General features: G+C 63.9%; 11 protein-coding genes. 6 read left to right on the forward strand and 5 right to left on the reverse strand.

Features of this window, described 5'->3' with window-relative positions; genetic code table 11:
- Window positions 1-61 precede the first annotated feature (61 nt).
- Window positions 62-2,617, forward strand: a complete 2,556-nt coding sequence (gene gyrB / locus C1M51_RS09035) for a DNA topoisomerase (ATP-hydrolyzing) subunit B (RefSeq protein ID WP_011827604.1) — start codon at window positions 62-64, stop codon at window positions 2,615-2,617.
- A 188-nt stretch (window positions 2,618-2,805) separates the two neighbouring features.
- Here gyrB and C1M51_RS09040 read toward each other — a convergent pair whose 3' ends face one another.
- From C1M51_RS09040 to C1M51_RS09060, 5 genes are read right to left on the reverse strand one after another with little or no spacing between them, the layout of a single operon-like run.
- Window positions 2,806-4,362 carry an SAVED domain-containing protein gene (locus C1M51_RS09040; RefSeq protein WP_129449221.1) on the reverse strand — a complete coding sequence of 519 codons (1,557 nt, stop codon included), beginning with the start codon at window positions 4,360-4,362 and terminating at the stop codon, window positions 2,806-2,808.
- A gap of 39 nt (window positions 4,363-4,401) precedes the next feature.
- Complete coding sequence (locus C1M51_RS09045) at window positions 4,402-5,304, reverse strand: CBASS oligonucleotide cyclase (protein WP_129449223.1); 903 nt, start codon at window positions 5,302-5,304, stop codon at window positions 4,402-4,404.
- Window positions 5,301-5,801: an HORMA domain containing protein gene (locus C1M51_RS09050; RefSeq protein ID WP_129449225.1), complete on the reverse strand. Its 501-nt coding sequence runs from the start codon at window positions 5,799-5,801 to the stop codon at window positions 5,301-5,303. Before C1M51_RS09050 ends, C1M51_RS09045 begins: the two co-directional genes overlap by 4 nt.
- Window positions 5,798-6,298 carry a hypothetical protein gene (locus C1M51_RS09055; protein WP_129449227.1) on the reverse strand — a complete coding sequence of 167 codons (501 nt, stop codon included), beginning with the start codon at window positions 6,296-6,298 and terminating at the stop codon, window positions 5,798-5,800. Before C1M51_RS09055 ends, C1M51_RS09050 begins: the two co-directional genes overlap by 4 nt.
- Window positions 6,295-7,173, reverse strand: coding sequence for an AAA family ATPase (locus C1M51_RS09060; protein WP_129452139.1), 879 nt, complete (start codon window positions 7,171-7,173; stop codon window positions 6,295-6,297). The genes C1M51_RS09055 and C1M51_RS09060 overlap by 4 nt, the downstream gene beginning before the upstream one ends.
- Window positions 7,174-7,250: 77 nt before the next feature.
- Here C1M51_RS09060 and C1M51_RS09065 point away from each other — a divergent pair, with 77 nt between their 5' ends.
- Genes C1M51_RS09065 through C1M51_RS09085 form a run of 5 tightly spaced genes read left to right on the forward strand, consistent with a single transcriptional unit; the run spans window position 7,251 to window position 14,730 of the window.
- Entirely contained in the window at window positions 7,251-7,895 is a 645-nt protein-coding gene (locus tag C1M51_RS09065) for a restriction endonuclease subunit S (RefSeq protein WP_242500013.1), read from the forward strand.
- An 11-nt stretch (window positions 7,896-7,906) separates the two neighbouring features.
- Window positions 7,907-9,418, forward strand: coding sequence for a type I restriction-modification system subunit M (locus tag C1M51_RS09070; RefSeq protein ID WP_129449229.1), 1,512 nt, complete (start codon window positions 7,907-7,909; stop codon window positions 9,416-9,418).
- Window positions 9,411-10,670, forward strand: coding sequence for a restriction endonuclease subunit S (locus C1M51_RS09075; protein WP_129449230.1), 1,260 nt, complete (start codon window positions 9,411-9,413; stop codon window positions 10,668-10,670). The genes C1M51_RS09070 and C1M51_RS09075 overlap by 8 nt, the downstream gene beginning before the upstream one ends.
- Window positions 10,637-13,969 carry a type I restriction endonuclease subunit R gene (locus C1M51_RS09080; protein WP_242500014.1) on the forward strand — a complete coding sequence of 1,111 codons (3,333 nt, stop codon included), beginning with the start codon at window positions 10,637-10,639 and terminating at the stop codon, window positions 13,967-13,969. Before C1M51_RS09075 ends, C1M51_RS09080 begins: the two co-directional genes overlap by 34 nt.
- Window positions 13,966-14,730, forward strand: a complete 765-nt coding sequence (locus C1M51_RS09085; protein ID WP_129449232.1) for a M48 family metallopeptidase — start codon at window positions 13,966-13,968, stop codon at window positions 14,728-14,730. Before C1M51_RS09080 ends, C1M51_RS09085 begins: the two co-directional genes overlap by 4 nt.
- The last annotated feature ends 263 nt before the right edge of the window (window positions 14,731-14,993 follow it).

Consider the following 14,993-nt stretch of genomic DNA (forward strand, 5'->3'; position numbering starts at 1 on the left):
AGCCCGCTGCCGCGTTTTTGAAGGGGCCGGCCCGCCGGCCCCGTGATGGAAAAGAGCCCCCATGAGCGACCCCAAGACCCCGCAACACGACGCCCAGAGCGGCGTCACGCAGCAACCCGTGCCGTCGGCAGAAGGCCATGCCATCTCGGTGGGTTCGGACGCGTCGGTGGCCTATGGCGAGGGCTCCATCCAGATCCTGGAAGGCCTGGAGGCTGTGCGCAAGCGGCCCGGCATGTACATCGGCGACACGTCCGATGGCACCGGCCTGCACCACCTGGTGTTCGAGGTGGTCGACAACTCCATCGACGAAGCCCTGGCCGGCCACTGCGACGACATCGTGGTGACCATCCACTCCGACAACTCCATCAGCGTCACCGACAACGGCCGCGGCATCCCCACCGGCGTGAAGATGGACGACAAGCACGAGCCCAAGCGCAGTGCCGCAGAGATCGCGCTGACCGAGCTGCACGCCGGCGGCAAGTTCAACCAGAACAGCTACAAGGTCTCGGGCGGGCTGCACGGCGTGGGCGTGAGCTGCGTCAACGCGCTCTCCAAGTGGCTGCGCCTCACCGTGCGCCGCGAGGGCAAGGTGCATCTCATGGAGTTCCGCCGGGGCTTCCCGCAGGACCGCGTGCTGGAGATGCGCAACGGCTTCGAGGTCTCGCCGATGGCCATCGTGGGCGACACCGAGAAGCGCGGCACCGAAGTGCACTTCCTGCCCGACGAGGAGATCTTCACCAACATCGACTTCCACTACGACGTGCTCGCCAAGCGCCTGCGCGAACTGAGCTTCCTGAACAACGGCGTGAAGATCCGCCTGGTCGACGAGCGCAACGCCAAGGAAGACAACTTCGCCTACGCCGGCGGCGTGAAGGGCTTCGTGGAGTTCATCAACACCGGCAAGAAGGTGCTGCACGGCAACATCTTCCACGCGCTGGGCGACAAGATGAGCGAGTTCAACACCAACATCGGTGTCGAAGTGGCGATGCAGTGGAACGACGGCTACAGCGAACAGGTGCTGTGCTTCACCAACAACATCCCGCAGCGCGACGGCGGTACCCACCTCACCGGCCTGCGTGCGGCCATGACGCGGGTGATCAACAAGTACATCGAGGACAACGAACTCGCCAAGAAGGCCAAGGTCGAGATCGCCGGTGACGACATGCGCGAAGGCCTGGCCTGCGTGGTGAGCGTGAAGGTGCCCGAGCCCAAGTTCAGCAGCCAGACCAAGGACAAGCTGGTGTCCAGCGAGGTCCGGGGCCCGGTGGAAGAGATCGTGGGCAAGCTGCTCACCGACTACCTGCTCGAGAACCCGATCGACGCCAAGATCATCTGCGGCAAGATCGTCGAGGCCGCGCGCGCCCGCGAGGCCGCCCGCAAGGCCCGCGAGATGACGCGCCGCAAGGGCGTGCTCGACGGCATGGGCCTGCCCGGCAAGCTGGCCGACTGCCAGGAGAAGGACCCGGCGCTCTGCGAGATCTACATCGTGGAGGGCGACTCCGCCGGCGGCTCCGCCAAGCAGGGCCGCGACCGCAAGTTCCAGGCGATCCTGCCGCTGCGCGGCAAGATCCTGAACGTGGAACGTGCCCGCTTCGAAAAGCTGCTGACCAGCAACGAGATCCTCACGCTCATCACCGCGCTGGGCACCAGCATCGGCAAGGACGAGTACAACCCCGACAAGCTGCGCTACCACCGCATCATCATCATGACCGATGCCGACGTGGACGGGGCCCACATCCGCACGCTGCTGCTCACATTCTTCTACCGCCAGATGCCCGAATTGGTGGAGCGTGGCCACATCTACATCGCCCAGCCACCGCTCTACAAGGTGAAGCTCGGCAAGGAAGAGCAGTACCTGAAAGACGGCCACGAGCTCGACGCCTACCTGCTGCGCGTGGCGCTGCGCGACGCGCGGCTGGAAACCGGCGTGGGCGGCACCGTGCTGCTGGGCGACGCGCTGGAGTCGCTGGCGCGCCAGTACGTGCTGGCCAACAACGTGACCGCCCGCCTGGCCAACTGGATGGACGTGGAGGCGCTGCGCGCCATCGCCGACGGCCTGGTGCTCAACCTCGACACCCTGGCCGATGCCGAGACCTCGGCCGCCGCGCTGAAGGCCGCGCTGCACGATGCCGACGTGAGCGCCGAATTCGACGCCCGGCTCGACAAGCACCTGCTGCGCATCAGCCGCCGCCACCACGGCAACACCAAGAGCAGTGTCATCACCGCCGACTTCGTGCACGGCGCCGACTACGAAGCCCTCAGCACCGCCGGCCTCGCCTTCAAGGGCCTGGTGTCCACCGAGGCCGTGGTGAAGAAGGGCGAGGGCGAGAAGCAGAAGGACGCCAAGGTGGCCGACTTCCGCGAGGCCATGGCCTGGCTGATGCAGCAGGCCGAGAACAGCGTGGGCCGCCAGCGCTACAAGGGCCTGGGCGAGATGAACCCCGAGCAGCTCTGGGAAACCACCATGGACCCCACGGTGCGCCGCCTGCTGCGCGTGCAGATCGACGACGCCATCGAGGCCGACCGCGTGTTCACCATGCTGATGGGCGACGAGGTGGAACCGCGGCGCGACTTCATCGAGACGAATGCGTTGAGGGCGGCGAATATTGACGTGTGATGCGTCAGGGGCGCGTAGGGCGCAGGGTTAACTGCGAAATGCGCAGAAGTTCTGCGTCGTACCTGCCGCCAGTTGTTGCGAACGGCCGACCACTTGCCAGCCAAAGGATTCGGCCCCGTCCGACGCGCGAGGTTGTTCAGCGCTGGCGTTGGCCTGCTCGTGTCGGCGAAAGTGGAGGATCGTCGCAACTACGCGGCTGGTGCCGACACTTGCCTGCTAACCATCGTCAACGAGGGCTCGTACGAGCCACTTCGATCCCCATCGAAATCGAACTCGTATAAGACCACCGGCTTGAGCAGCTTCGCGTGTCGACCCAGGAAGAAGCTGAAGGTGTAAGGGGCCGAGATGAACAAGTGCACCTGCGGCGAAGTGGGTCCGCTCGCTTTGGCGCGAAAGTCCTTGATGTAGTTGGCCAGTCGTTCGGCAAGCGCATCTGCGTGAGCGCCGTTAAGCACAGCTGTCTGCGCCGCACCGCCGCCTAAGTCGGCGCACACGAGAAGCCCGACGTCAGACGCCCCTTGCAGGTACCGGCGTACGTCGGCTTGCACTGGACGGCTGACCGAGACTGCCACAGCGATGTCCCGGCCCTCGCGTTGCAGGTCGTGCTCGTCGAACCGCCAGTCCGGCCAAGTGGCGTCCGTCTGAGCGTCATCGGCTGACCACACCTGCATGCCTGAGCGTGTACGTTGCTGAAGCTCAACGACGCGCCCTGATTTCGTGTCCAAGATGGTACCCGCGGCGAACGCAAGCGTTGTGTGTGCATCCATCGCCAGGCGCAGTCGAGGACCGGTCTGCGCGGCAGATTCGATCAAGCCACTTAGCCGCGGCAGCAGGTCGGTCTCCCACGAGACTCCAGAGCGAATGTAGCGGCCGTCAAAAGACGGAACCAAGTCGAGCACGTCGTCGCAGCGCGCTTCGAGCCGGTCGAAACTGTGCTCGAAGGACTTGACGCCAAAGATACTGATGTGCGGCGGCGGGGCGCCAGGGGCTAGCAAGCCCTCTTGGTCACAGGCTTCCCGGAACGACTTGCCATCGAACTCGTTGCGGCCCTGGCCCAGCCAGATGTAGGGTAGATCGTCGTACTGCGTTGTGGCAGAGCCTGGGTCCGACGGCCTAATTCCGTAAGCGCGAAATGCCAAGTCCATCTGCCGACGCACTTCGTCCAGCGATTCCGACACCGTCGCCAGTGCGAGCGCAGCGGCGAGCCCCTTCAGCTCGGCGTCGTCAATCGCCAAGTGCTGCTTCCACAGCTCCCGCGCCAGGAACGCTTTACTCCTTCGCGTCGTACCCGCGAAGAAGTCGTCTAGGCGCAGAGTGTGGTCTTGGGTCCTGACCAGCTCGTAGAGCACGTCGGCGCTATCGAGCCGATGGTTGGTCATCAGCTTGACGCGCGAAACCTGACCAGCTCCGACATCGCACCGGTGGGCGTCATGCGCCCGCTGCAGCAGCGAGACCTTCTCGGCCCCCGAGTAGGACGGCTCGGTGAGGTTGATATGCGTATAGGTGCCGTTGGACGCATGCCACTTGCACTGGTAGCGCTCGACATGCAGGCGATGACCGAACTGGTTCTGTGGCCCCTTGTTGTGTGCGTACTCCACCCAGACATCGTCGAAGCCCCTTGGTCCGCCTTCGAACCCAACCCGCTGGACGTTGCTCGATGGATCAAGAAGGCGCGCGGCGTACGTCCAGAACACGCGAGCTTGGAATGCGTTGCCGTGGCGCGTGGTGTTGACTGCGAGGGTCATTCAGGACTCCGGGTGTCTTCGGTCGTGGCCGCTGGGATGTCAGCTCAGCGGGAACATAGGGCCGAACAACTCACGCCAGGCCCGCAAGGCGTCCCCGTGACGGCCTTGACGCACCAGGTGGATGGCTTGGTTCGCCTGGGCGACAGCTGTTCCCAGCAGCAGCTTGGCTCGCGCTACACGTTGGGCGTCCATGGCGTTACTGATGGGCGGGCCCAACCCAGCAGGGTCCGGCCACACCTCGCCGATGCGGTCGGCCAACGTGGCGAAGAACGATTGGATCTCGCGGTCGAATTGCCCGCCCCACCCCCCGTGCAGGCAATCCAGTGCCATCACCTCGATGAGGAACGACGGCTTGATGGGCTTCTCACCGTGCTTGGGGTTGTTGTTCCAGTACTTAACCATCCGCACCAGGCCCTTCCACTCGCTGGCGTAGTTCTGATGTGCCGTGACGGCCTTGTCGGCGTGGATCTTCGGGTTCGTCTTGATCCACGTGCCGGTGTCCCCGTCAGGGATCTCGTAGTCGCTGCCGGAGGTGAAGGCCGGCACAACGTCGATGCTCAGAATCTTGTAGTCCGTCTTGTCTTCGTCCTTGACCTGCACGCCGAAGTCGACGTTGACGGATCGGCTCTGCCGGCGCACGGCGGCGCTGCCGTACTTGTCGACCAGGACAGTCTTGTAGTCGTCGAGCACGACGCCAGCCGCCTTGTCGCGGTAGTGGCGCTCGGATTTCTTCATCGGGAAGAAGATGTCGATGTCCTTCAGCGGCTTGGTTTTGGTGTAGCGCGCATAGGAGCCGGTGAGGAAGTCGCCCTCGATGTCGAACTTGGTGTACAGGTACTCCCGCACCTCTTTGTGCCGGGCGCTCGCGTTGTCCTGCTCGCGCTGGTTGAGCTCAAGACGGCTCTTGAACTTGCGGAAGGCCTCGTCGATGGTGAGAGTCACTTGGTTCTCCAGTAGCTGGCGTTGGCGCCCAGTCCGTTGTGCTCGACGTTTGTGCCGATGCTCTGCCGCACCATGCCCTCGGTGGAACGGAACTGTGTGGCCGACCATCCGACCACATCGGGGCGGCCGTCCTTGTTTTTCACGATGACGCGGTACAGCGCTTCGGCCGGCTGCACGCCCTGCTTCTTGATGGCGTAGCGCAGGGCATCCGTGTCGGCCCAGAAGTTGCCGGCCTCGGACGACCAGGTGTAGGCGATGTCGAGGTCCCAGCGCGTGATGAGCTTGTCGGTCACCGGGTGGTAGATCTCCAGGCTTACCCGTTCGAGGTGCTTGGTCTCGATCCACCGCTTGATGCCCGCATGCAGGGTGTTCCAGTCGCCGACGAGCGCCTGGGGATCCAGACCGCTCAGCACGACGATGTCCTTCAGGCTCTTGAGCATGTTGTCGGTGACATAGGCCACCGAGTGGGCGTACGAGTAAACAGCGACCGCGCTCATGACTTCAAGAAGGCGTTCGCATCAAAGGAGAAGTCCGCGGCCTGCTTGGATGCCTCTGTGGCTGTGGACGCTGCTGGCTGCTCGCCTCCGAGCTTCTCGGTCATGTCGCGTGCGGTGATGCGCTTGCTCTTGGCCTTCAGCGCGCGCTGCACCCATGCCAGGTCGTCGGCCGGACAGGGCAGCGAAAGCGACCAGTCTCCTGCCAGTGGGTCGTAGCCCAGCGCGTCCTCCTTGGCGTCGCTGCCGTCTATGGCGTCCTCGTCGTACAGGCAGTAGATGCGGGTCCTCGGTCCGTCGCACGTGACCGTGATGGCCGCGTCCTTCGGGGCCTTCTCGGTGATGATGGACGCCGCGATGCCCGCGACACCGGCGAGCTCTTCGCGCGCCGCGCTTTGCTTGCCCTGCGTGAGGATCTCCACCACCTTGTCCCAGGTCTCGACCGAGTCGCGCCTCGGCGTGCTGCACACCACCCGCTTAACCACCGTGGCGCTGCTCATTGCTTCTCCTTCACGCGGGCGGCCTTGGCCAGCTTGGCAGCGGTGCGGATGTCTTCGAGGCTGAGAAGCTGCGGCTTGAGCGCTACTTCTCGCCGTGAGGTCAACGCGTTGGCCACCACCTTGCGAATGGCGCGGCCGTCCAGACCGTGCACCTCCTTGATCAGCGCCGCGTAGCCGTGCGACTGGGGCAGCTGCTCGATGCCGGTGAACGTCTTGCCCAGGCCGACGAGGCAGTCCGTCAGGATCTGCTCGCAGGCCTTCAGGTTGGGCAGCGGCACTTCGAGCACCAGGTCGCACCGAGAGGTGAACGCCGCGTCCACTGCCTGAGGGAAGTTGCTGGTGGCGATGAACAGGATGTTCTGGTGCGCCTCGGCCAGAGCGTCTAGCTGCACCAACACAGCATCTGTCGCCCGGTGAACGTCCACCGGGTTGGCTTCCAGGCTGAGCTTGCTGCGGTCAGCCGCCAGCGTCTCGACCTCGTCGAGCAAGACGATGGTTGGCCCTTTCAAGGCGGCTTCGGCCACGGTCTGGCCGAACAGGTCAGACACGGCCTTCTGCGTCTTGCCCATCATCGAACTGGCAAGCGCGTGGGGGTCGACTTGCAGCAGCGTGAACTTGGTCTGAGTCATCAGGCGAGCCAACTCGTTCGCCAGCCCCTTGGCCAGCGACGTCTTGCCGGTGCCCGGCGCACCGACCAGCAAGATGGCGCCGTGCATCGGAAGCACTGTGCGGCTCACCTTCGGGCGCACGGTGAAGCTCACGACGGCCTGCGACAGCAGCCGGCTCTTGATGTCCTCGTCAACGACGATGGACTTCCACAGGTCGAGCAAGTCGGGATGCGGCAGCGCAGTTATGCGCTGGATTCCCTTCGGCAAGTCAGGCTGGATCACGGCGGCCCCTGCTTTGTGTGCGTCAATCAAAATGACGCAGAACTTGATGGAGCGAATGGTGCTTGCCGACACGTCGCCTGTCAAGCAAAATCGGCTTCATCGTGATTGATGCAAAAGAACACAGGCTGGCAGACCTTGCTGCCATCCGATCGGGCTACCCCTTCCGGGGTGCACTTACAGAGGTGCACTCGGGCGGGGTGCCGGTCGTCCAGATGAAGGACATCGACCCGGCCCTGGGCGTTGAGTGGAGCGGCGTGCTCCGGGCCGAGCTGACCGGGCGCAAGGAGCCGGACTGGCTTCACGCCCACGACGTCCTATTCGTCCCCCGGGGGCAGCGGTTCTTCGCTGCGTGTGTCAGCCCCCCGCCCGACCCGGCCGTCTGCGGGCCGCATCTGATGCATCTGCGAGTCCGCCCAGGTTCCAGTCTGGTCCCGGCCTTCCTGGCGTGGCAGATCAACCAGCCGCCCATTCAGAAGCAGCTGCGTGTGGCCGCCGAGGGGACCAACCAACTCAGCGTCCGCATCGCGGAGATCGAAGCTCTCAACCTCGCGTTGCCGCCAGTCGAGCATCAACTGCGCATCGTTGCCTTGGCTGAAGCAGCGGCGAGAGAGCGGCACATCCTCTCACGACTCATCCTCAACCGAGAGCAAGAACTCGCTGCCATCGCTGGCGAGCTTGCACGAGCCGCCGGCATCGACCAGGCGTGAAACCACAAACAATGAACCACACCACCATCAGTCAAGACGACATCAATGCCGCCGTCTGGGCTGCTTGCGACACCTTCCGCGGCACCGTGGACCCCAGCATTTACAAGGACTACGTCCTCACGATGCTCTTCCTGAAGTACGTCTCCGACGTCTGGCAGGACCACTACGACAACTACAAGCAGCAGTACGGCGACCACCCGCAACTGATCGAGGAGATGCTCAAGAACGAGCGTTTCGTGCTCCCGTCGAACGCCAGCTTCAGCGCCCTGTACTCCCAGCGGCACACCCCGGGCAACGGCGAGCGCATCGACAAGGCGCTGCACGCCATCGAAGAGGCCAACCTCGGCAAGCTGCGCGATGTCTTCCAGGACATCAGCTTCAACAGCAACAAGCTGGGCGACGAGCAGCAGAAGAACGACATCCTTCGCCACCTGCTGGAAGACTTTGCCAAGCCCGAGCTGAACCTGCGCGAGAGCCGCGTCGGCCAGCTCGACGTGATCGGCAACGCCTACGAGTTCCTGATCAAGAACTTCGCGTCCACCAGCGGCAAGAAGGCCGGTGAGTTCTACACGCCGCCCGAGGTGTCGACGCTGATGGCGCGGCTGATGGACCCGCAGCCCGGCGACGAAATCTGCGATCCCACCTGTGGCTCCGGCTCGCTGCTGATGAAGTGCGGCCGGCTGATTCGCCAGCGCACCGGTGCGCGCAAATATGCGCTGTACGGGCAGGAGGCCATCGGCAGCACCTGGGCGCTGGCCAAGATGAACATGTTCCTGCATGGCGAGGACAACCACCGCATCGAGTGGGGCGACACCATCCGCAACCCCAAGCTGCTGGACGGCACGGCCAGCCTCAAGCACTTCGACATTGTGGTGGCCAATCCGCCCTTTAGCCTGGAGAAGTGGGGCTTCGAAGGCGCCGAGGCCGACAAGTTCAGCCGCTTCCGCCGCGGCGTGCCGCCGCGCACCAAGGGCGACTACGCCTTCATCCTGCACATGGTCGAGACCATGAAGCCTGGCACCGGCCGCATGGCCGTGGTGGTGCCGCACGGCGTGCTGTTCCGAGGTGCGGCCGAAGGGCGCATCCGCCAGAAGCTGATCGAGGAGAACCTGCTCGACGTGGTGATCGGCCTGCCCGAGAAGCTGTTCTATGGCACTGGCATCCCGGCCGCAGTGCTGGTGTTCCGCAAACACAAGGTCGACGACAAGGTGCTGTTCATCGACGCCAGCCGCGACTTCGAGGCCGGTAAGAACCAGAACCTTCTGCGCGAGGTCGACTTGCAGCGCATCCTGGACACGGCCACCGCGCGCCAGCCCGTGGCGCGTTACGCCCACCTGGCCACGCCAGCGGAGATTGGTGAGAACGACTTTAACCTCAACATCCCGCGCTACGTCGACACCTTCGAGGAAGAGGCGGAGATCGACCTGATGGCCGTGAAGCGTGAGCGGGAGCAACTGAAGGCGGAACTGGCCCAGCTGGAGTTGCAAATGGACGGCTACCTCAAGGAACTGGGCTATGAGTGAGGCCCTGCCTATCGATCCCGTTGCCGCTTCGCGTGGAATTCCGAACCGCAGCTTGCGACCAAGGGAGGGCGTCGCGCTGCTTGAAGGATGGCAACAATGCCGACTTGGCGATTTGTTCGAGAACCGCAAGGAGCGTGGCAGCCAAGGACTGCCCACCTTGTCGGTCACGATGAATGACGGACTCGTCGATCGCGACGAGATGGATCGCAAGCAAGAGTCCGCGCTATCCGCGGAAGAGCATCGCCTCGTGAAGGCCGGAGACATCGCCTACAACACCATGCGGATGTGGCAGGGCGCGTTTGGTCTGGCCAATGTCGACGGGGTCGTCAGTCCAGCCTATGTGGTTCTCAAGCCCAAAGAGACAGTGCGACCGGAGTTCGCTGCGTACTTGCTTGAAGCTCCTCGCCTGAAACATCTCTGCTGGGCGTTTTCCTATGGGCTGACGGAGGACCGCCTACGACTCTACTTTGACGATTTCGCAAAGATTCCGGCTTGGATTCCTTCGTTGGACGTACAGGGCCGGGTTGTCGAAACGCTGCGCGTTTGGGACCGAGCGATCCAGGTGACCGCCAGCCTTCTCGCCACTGCCGAGAAGCAGGTCTCACTCGAACGGATGCATCTGGTCCGGCGACTTGCAGCAGATAAGGCAGTTCGCATTGCGTCTCTCGACGAGGTTGCGAAGTTGGTTTCAGGGGGCACCCCAGACACAAGCCGCGAGGAGTACTGGATGGGGAGCACTCCGTGGATTACTGCAAAGGACATGAAGAGCTTTCGTGTTGATCGCAGCGAGTTGTCGATCAGCGAAGCGGCCCAGCAACGGTTGCGCGCGGTCCCTGCCAATACTGTTCTGGTGTTGGTCAGGGGGATGACGCTGATGCGGCGAATTCCGGTGTCACTGACTAGCCGGGAATCAACTTTCAATCAGGACGTCAAGGCCATCCTGCCGAGCCCCGGTGTCGACTCTGAGTTTCTCGCGCATGTGCTGCTTGCCCAACAGCCACGACTACTTGCATCAGTAGAGACTGCTGGCCATGGGACAGGCAGGCTGGACACACGTGTACTTTGCGACGCCGAGGTTCCAGTGCCCGTGCTTGAAGTACAGAAACGTGTGGCGCGCGCGCTTTCTCTACTCGAAACGGCCGCAGATGCGTACGCTCGCCGACTGGCTCAGCTAAAGCACGAACGCACGGCGCTGATCCGCCTTCTCACGCAACCCCGTTGGGCAAGTTCGCGACCGGTGGAGTCAAACTGATGACTTCCGCTGCTCCCAACTCGAAGGAGCAGTACGCGGCGCACCTCCCGGCGCTGCACCTGCTGTGCAACCTGGGCTGGAACTTCCTGACCACAGCTCAGGCGCTGTCGCTGCGCGGCGGCACGCGCGAGGTCATCCTGCGGTCCCGCCTGGTCGAGGTGCTGCAGACCCGACGTTACGAGTACAAGGGCCAGTGGTACCCGCTGTCCAGCAGCGGCATCGAGCAGGTTGTGCGCGAACTGTCGGCCGTCAGCTTGGCCGAAGGGCTGCTGCCCGCCAACGAGCGGCTGTACGGCAAGCTGGCACTGGGCATCACCGTCACCGAGTTCATGCCCGACGGCAAGAAGCACCAGCCAACGATCGCCGTCATTGACTGGGCCGACCCTGCGGCCAACCGCTGGGATGTCACCGAAGAACTGGAGGTGCTGTCGGCCCAGGGCACGCACCATCGCACGCCGGATGTGGTGTGCTTCGTCAACGGCCTGCCGCTGGTGGTGATCGAGGCCAAGCGGCCCGAGTCTACGCATGCCGGCAAGTCGATGGTGGCCGAGGGCATCAGCCAGCACCTGCGCAACCAGCGGCCCGACGAGATTCCCCAGCTCTTCGGGTACGCCCAGCTGCTGATGGCCGTCAGCCAGACCGAGGGCAGATACGGCACCACCGCCACGGCGGCTAAGTTCTGGGCGCGCTGGCGGGAGGAAGACTTCGACGCGGCCCACCATGCCGCGGTGAAGAACGCAGCGCTGCCGCCAGAGGTGCGCAGCCGATTGTTCGAGAGCAAGCCGGCCACCCTGGCGACGTACTTCGAGTCGTTGTGGGCCCACCCCATGGAGCCCACCGACCAGGACCGCCTGCTGATCAGCCTGTTGATGCCGGCGCGCCTGCTGGAGTTCCTGCGCAGCTACGTGCTGTTCGACCGCAAGGTGGGCAAGATCGTCGCGCGGTACCAGCAGTTCTTCGGCATCCGCGCTTTGCTGGCCCGCATCCGACAGGTTCGGCCCGACGGCGGGCGCGAGGGTGGTGTGGTCTGGCACACCACGGGCTCGGGCAAGAGCTTCACGATGGTGTTCCTCACCAAGGCGTTGCTGCTGGTCGATGCGCTGGCCGAGTGCCGCGTGGTGGTGGTGACCGACCGGGTAGACCTGGAGGGCCAGCTATCGCGCAACTTCATCTCTGGCGGCGCCTTTGGCTCAGCCATCGCTTCTTTGAAGGATGGCGAGAAGAGCCGCGCCATGACCGGCCGAGATCTGGCGCGTCGCATCGGCAGCGGCACGGAGCGCATCACCTTTACGCTGGTGCACAAGTTCAACTCGGCTTCCAAGCTGCCGGAGTGCCGAAACCCGTCACCCAACCTAATCGTGCTGGTGGACGAGGGCCACCGCAGCCATGGTGGAGAGACACACGAGCGCATGAAGAAGGCGCTGCCGCGAGCGGCCTACATCGCCTTCACCGGCACGCCGCTGCTCAAAGACGAGAAGACCTCCAACAAGTTCGGCCCCATCGTGCATGCCTACACCATGCAGCGGGCCGTGGAAGACGAGACCGTCGCGCCGCTGCTCTACGAAGAGCGCGTGCCGGAGTTGACCATCAACGAAGAGGCGGTCAACCGCTGGTTCGACAAGATCACCGCGGGCCTGAGCGACGCGCAACGGGGAGACCTGAAAAGGAAGTTTGCCAAGAAGGGCGCCATCTACGGCGCGGCGGGCCGCATCGAGCTGATTGCGTGGGATATTGCGACACACTTCAGCGAGAACATCAAGAAGCTGGACCTCGGCCTGAAAGGGCAGGTAGCCACCGACAGCAAGCTGGACGCTATCCGCTATAAGAATGCGCTGGACGACACCGGCCTCGTCACCAGCGCCATCGTCATCTCGCCTCCTGACACGCGCGAGGGCAACGCCGAGATAGACGAAGACAAGCTGCCCGAGGTGCAGAAGTGGTGGAAGCAGACGGTGCTGGCCAGTGGGCTGGATGCTGAGGCCTACGAGAAGCAGGTGGTGGCCGACTTCGGCACCGATGACGGGCCAGACCTGCTGATCGTCGTGGACAAGCTGCTCACCGGCTTCGACGAGCCGCGCAACACAGTGCTCTACATCGACAAGCCGCTGAAGGGCCACAACCTGATTCAGGCCGTCGCCCGCGTGAACCGGCTGCACGACGACAAACGGTATGGTGTGTTGGTGGACTATCGCGGCATCCTGAAGGAACTGGATACCGCGATCCGCGCCTACCAAGACCTGGAGACGCGCACCCAGGGCGGCTTCGACGTGGCAGACATCGAGGGGCTCTACCGCAACGTCGACACCGAGTACAAGCGCCTGCCCGGGCTGCACGACCGAATGTGGTCGTTCTTCAAGAACGTCGCGAACAAGCTGGACCGGGAACAGTTCCGCCAAGTGCTCACACCGAAGTTCGTGAAGGCGCCAGACGGTGAGGAGTACGACGAGCGACAGAAGCTGCGCGACGATTTCTATGCCGCGGTGACAGCCTTCGGCCTGTGTCTGCAGACGGCGCTGTCGAGCCGAAGCTTCTTCGAAGACAAGAGCTTCTCAGAAGCGCAGATCGCCCGCTACAAGTCTGACCTGCGCTTCTTCACCGAACTGCGCATGACGGCCCGACGGGATGCGATGGAGGTGGTGGACTACAGCGCGTACGAGGAGCAGATCCGCAAGCTGGTCGATAAGCAGGTGATCGGCAAAGAAGTTCGCGAACCCGAGGGTGTGTACCTCGTGCATCAGCTGGGCCAGGTCGAGGATCCGAAGGACTGGTCGGACGAGAAGACTCGCAACGAGACCGACTTGATTCGAACCCGACTGCGCAAGACGATTGAGCAGGATCTGGCCGACGATCCGTACGCGCAGAAGGTCTTCGGTGAACTGCTGCGCCAGGCGATCGCCGAGGCCGAGGCGATGTTCGACCACCCGCTCAAGCAATACGCCTTGTTCAAGGACTTTGAGGAGCAGGTGACCTCTCGCCAAGCGCCCGGCACGCCTGACCTGCTGGCCGACGTGCCCCACGCTCGAGCCTACTTCGGGGTGCTGCGCCTGGTGCTGGGCGATGACGCCGTGGCTGCCATGGATGATGGGGCTCGCCAGGCCATGGTGGAGCAGGCCTTGGAGATCGACGGCGTCGTACGGACGGCCGTGGCCGAGAACTCCCTCAGCCCGCAGAGCATCGAGGCGGCTATTCGCAAGGGACTGCTGCCGCTGCTGTTCGGCAAGCTGGGCCTGGACCGGGCCAAAGAGGCTGTCGAGCAGATCGTTCAGATCACGCGCCTCGGTCTCGGGAGATCGCAGTGACCGACGGGAAGTCGGAACAGCTCGCCAAGGCGGGCCGGTTCAGCATTCGTTATGGCGAGGATGTCATCGCCTACGCGCTGCGGTTGCAGCCGCAGCGCCAGGCGTCGAGTGTGGCCATTCACGTTGAGTCGAGCGGGCGAGTCTTGGTGGATGCGCCTGTTGGCGCCACGCAAACTGCCGTAGCGCAGGCCGTGAAAAAGCGCGCTTCCTGGATTGCGCAGCATGTGGCGGAGGCCAAGGCTCGCTTGGAGCACGTCCGTCAACGGGAGTACACCAGCGGCGAATCGGTGCACTACCTTGGGCGCCGCTACCGACTGCGCGTCAAGGTGGATCCGGCCTCAGCCTCATCCTGCCGGCTGCGGGGAGGCTATCTAGAGGTCTCTGTCCAACGCCGAGCTATCCAGGACGTGCAGGCAGTGATGGCTGCTTGGCTTCGCCATCGAGCTGGCGAGGTGCTGCGCGAGCGGTTGGACACGATCGCCCGTCGACTGCGGTGGGTCGCGGTGCCCCCACCCATGCGATTGCAGTGGATGCGTGTCCAGTGGGGCAGCTGTTCGCCTCGAGGGCGCATCACTTTGCACCCCGCACTGGTGCAGGCGCCGAGGGACTGCATCGACTACGTGGTCCTCCACGAGCTGTGCCACTTGGCGAGCCACGATCACAGTCCCAAGTTCTACAGGCTGCTTGATCGACACATGCCAGGCTGGCGTGCAGTGAAGTCGCGGCTAGACGGGATGGCGGAGGAACTGCTGCGTCAGTAGCAGCCACCACCAGTGGCTCTGCGACCACGAGCGTGACCCGCCGCAGCGGGGAAGTCTCAGACGCTCGGCGGTGACCTTGTTTGCATGGACGCCTAGGCGCGCCGCGTACGTGCTACGCCAGGGCTGAGCATTCGTCGTCCCTGTCGCCCGGATGTGTTGGCGCTCCTCGACCTCGGACACGAGCTTCTAGGAATCTCTAGCAATGGCTGCGTAGCTGCTTCGGCAGCTCACGCTCCTGCGCGAGGTTCAACGGCGATGCTCCG

The organism is Methylibium sp. Pch-M, assembly GCF_004136295.1.
Taxonomy (GTDB): Bacteria; Pseudomonadota; Gammaproteobacteria; order Burkholderiales; family Burkholderiaceae_C; genus Methylibium; species Methylibium petroleiphilum.

Bases quoted from the DNA above. Each gene is read 5' to 3' on its own strand.
- C1M51_RS09040 (WP_129449221.1), bottom strand. From the start codon at position 4,362: ATGACCCTCGCAGTCAACACCACGCGCCACGGCAACGCATTCCAAGCT.
- C1M51_RS09070 (WP_129449229.1), top strand. From the start codon at position 7,907: ATGAACCACACCACCATCAGTCAAGACGACATCAATGCCGCCGTCTGG.
- C1M51_RS09050 (WP_129449225.1), bottom strand. From the start codon at position 5,801: ATGAGCGCGGTCGCTGTTTACTCGTACGCCCACTCGGTGGCCTATGTC.
- gyrB (WP_011827604.1), top strand. From the start codon at position 62: ATGAGCGACCCCAAGACCCCGCAACACGACGCCCAGAGCGGCGTCACG.
- C1M51_RS09075 (WP_129449230.1), top strand. From the start codon at position 9,411: ATGAGTGAGGCCCTGCCTATCGATCCCGTTGCCGCTTCGCGTGGAATT.
- C1M51_RS09055 (WP_129449227.1), bottom strand. From the start codon at position 6,298: ATGAGCAGCGCCACGGTGGTTAAGCGGGTGGTGTGCAGCACGCCGAGG.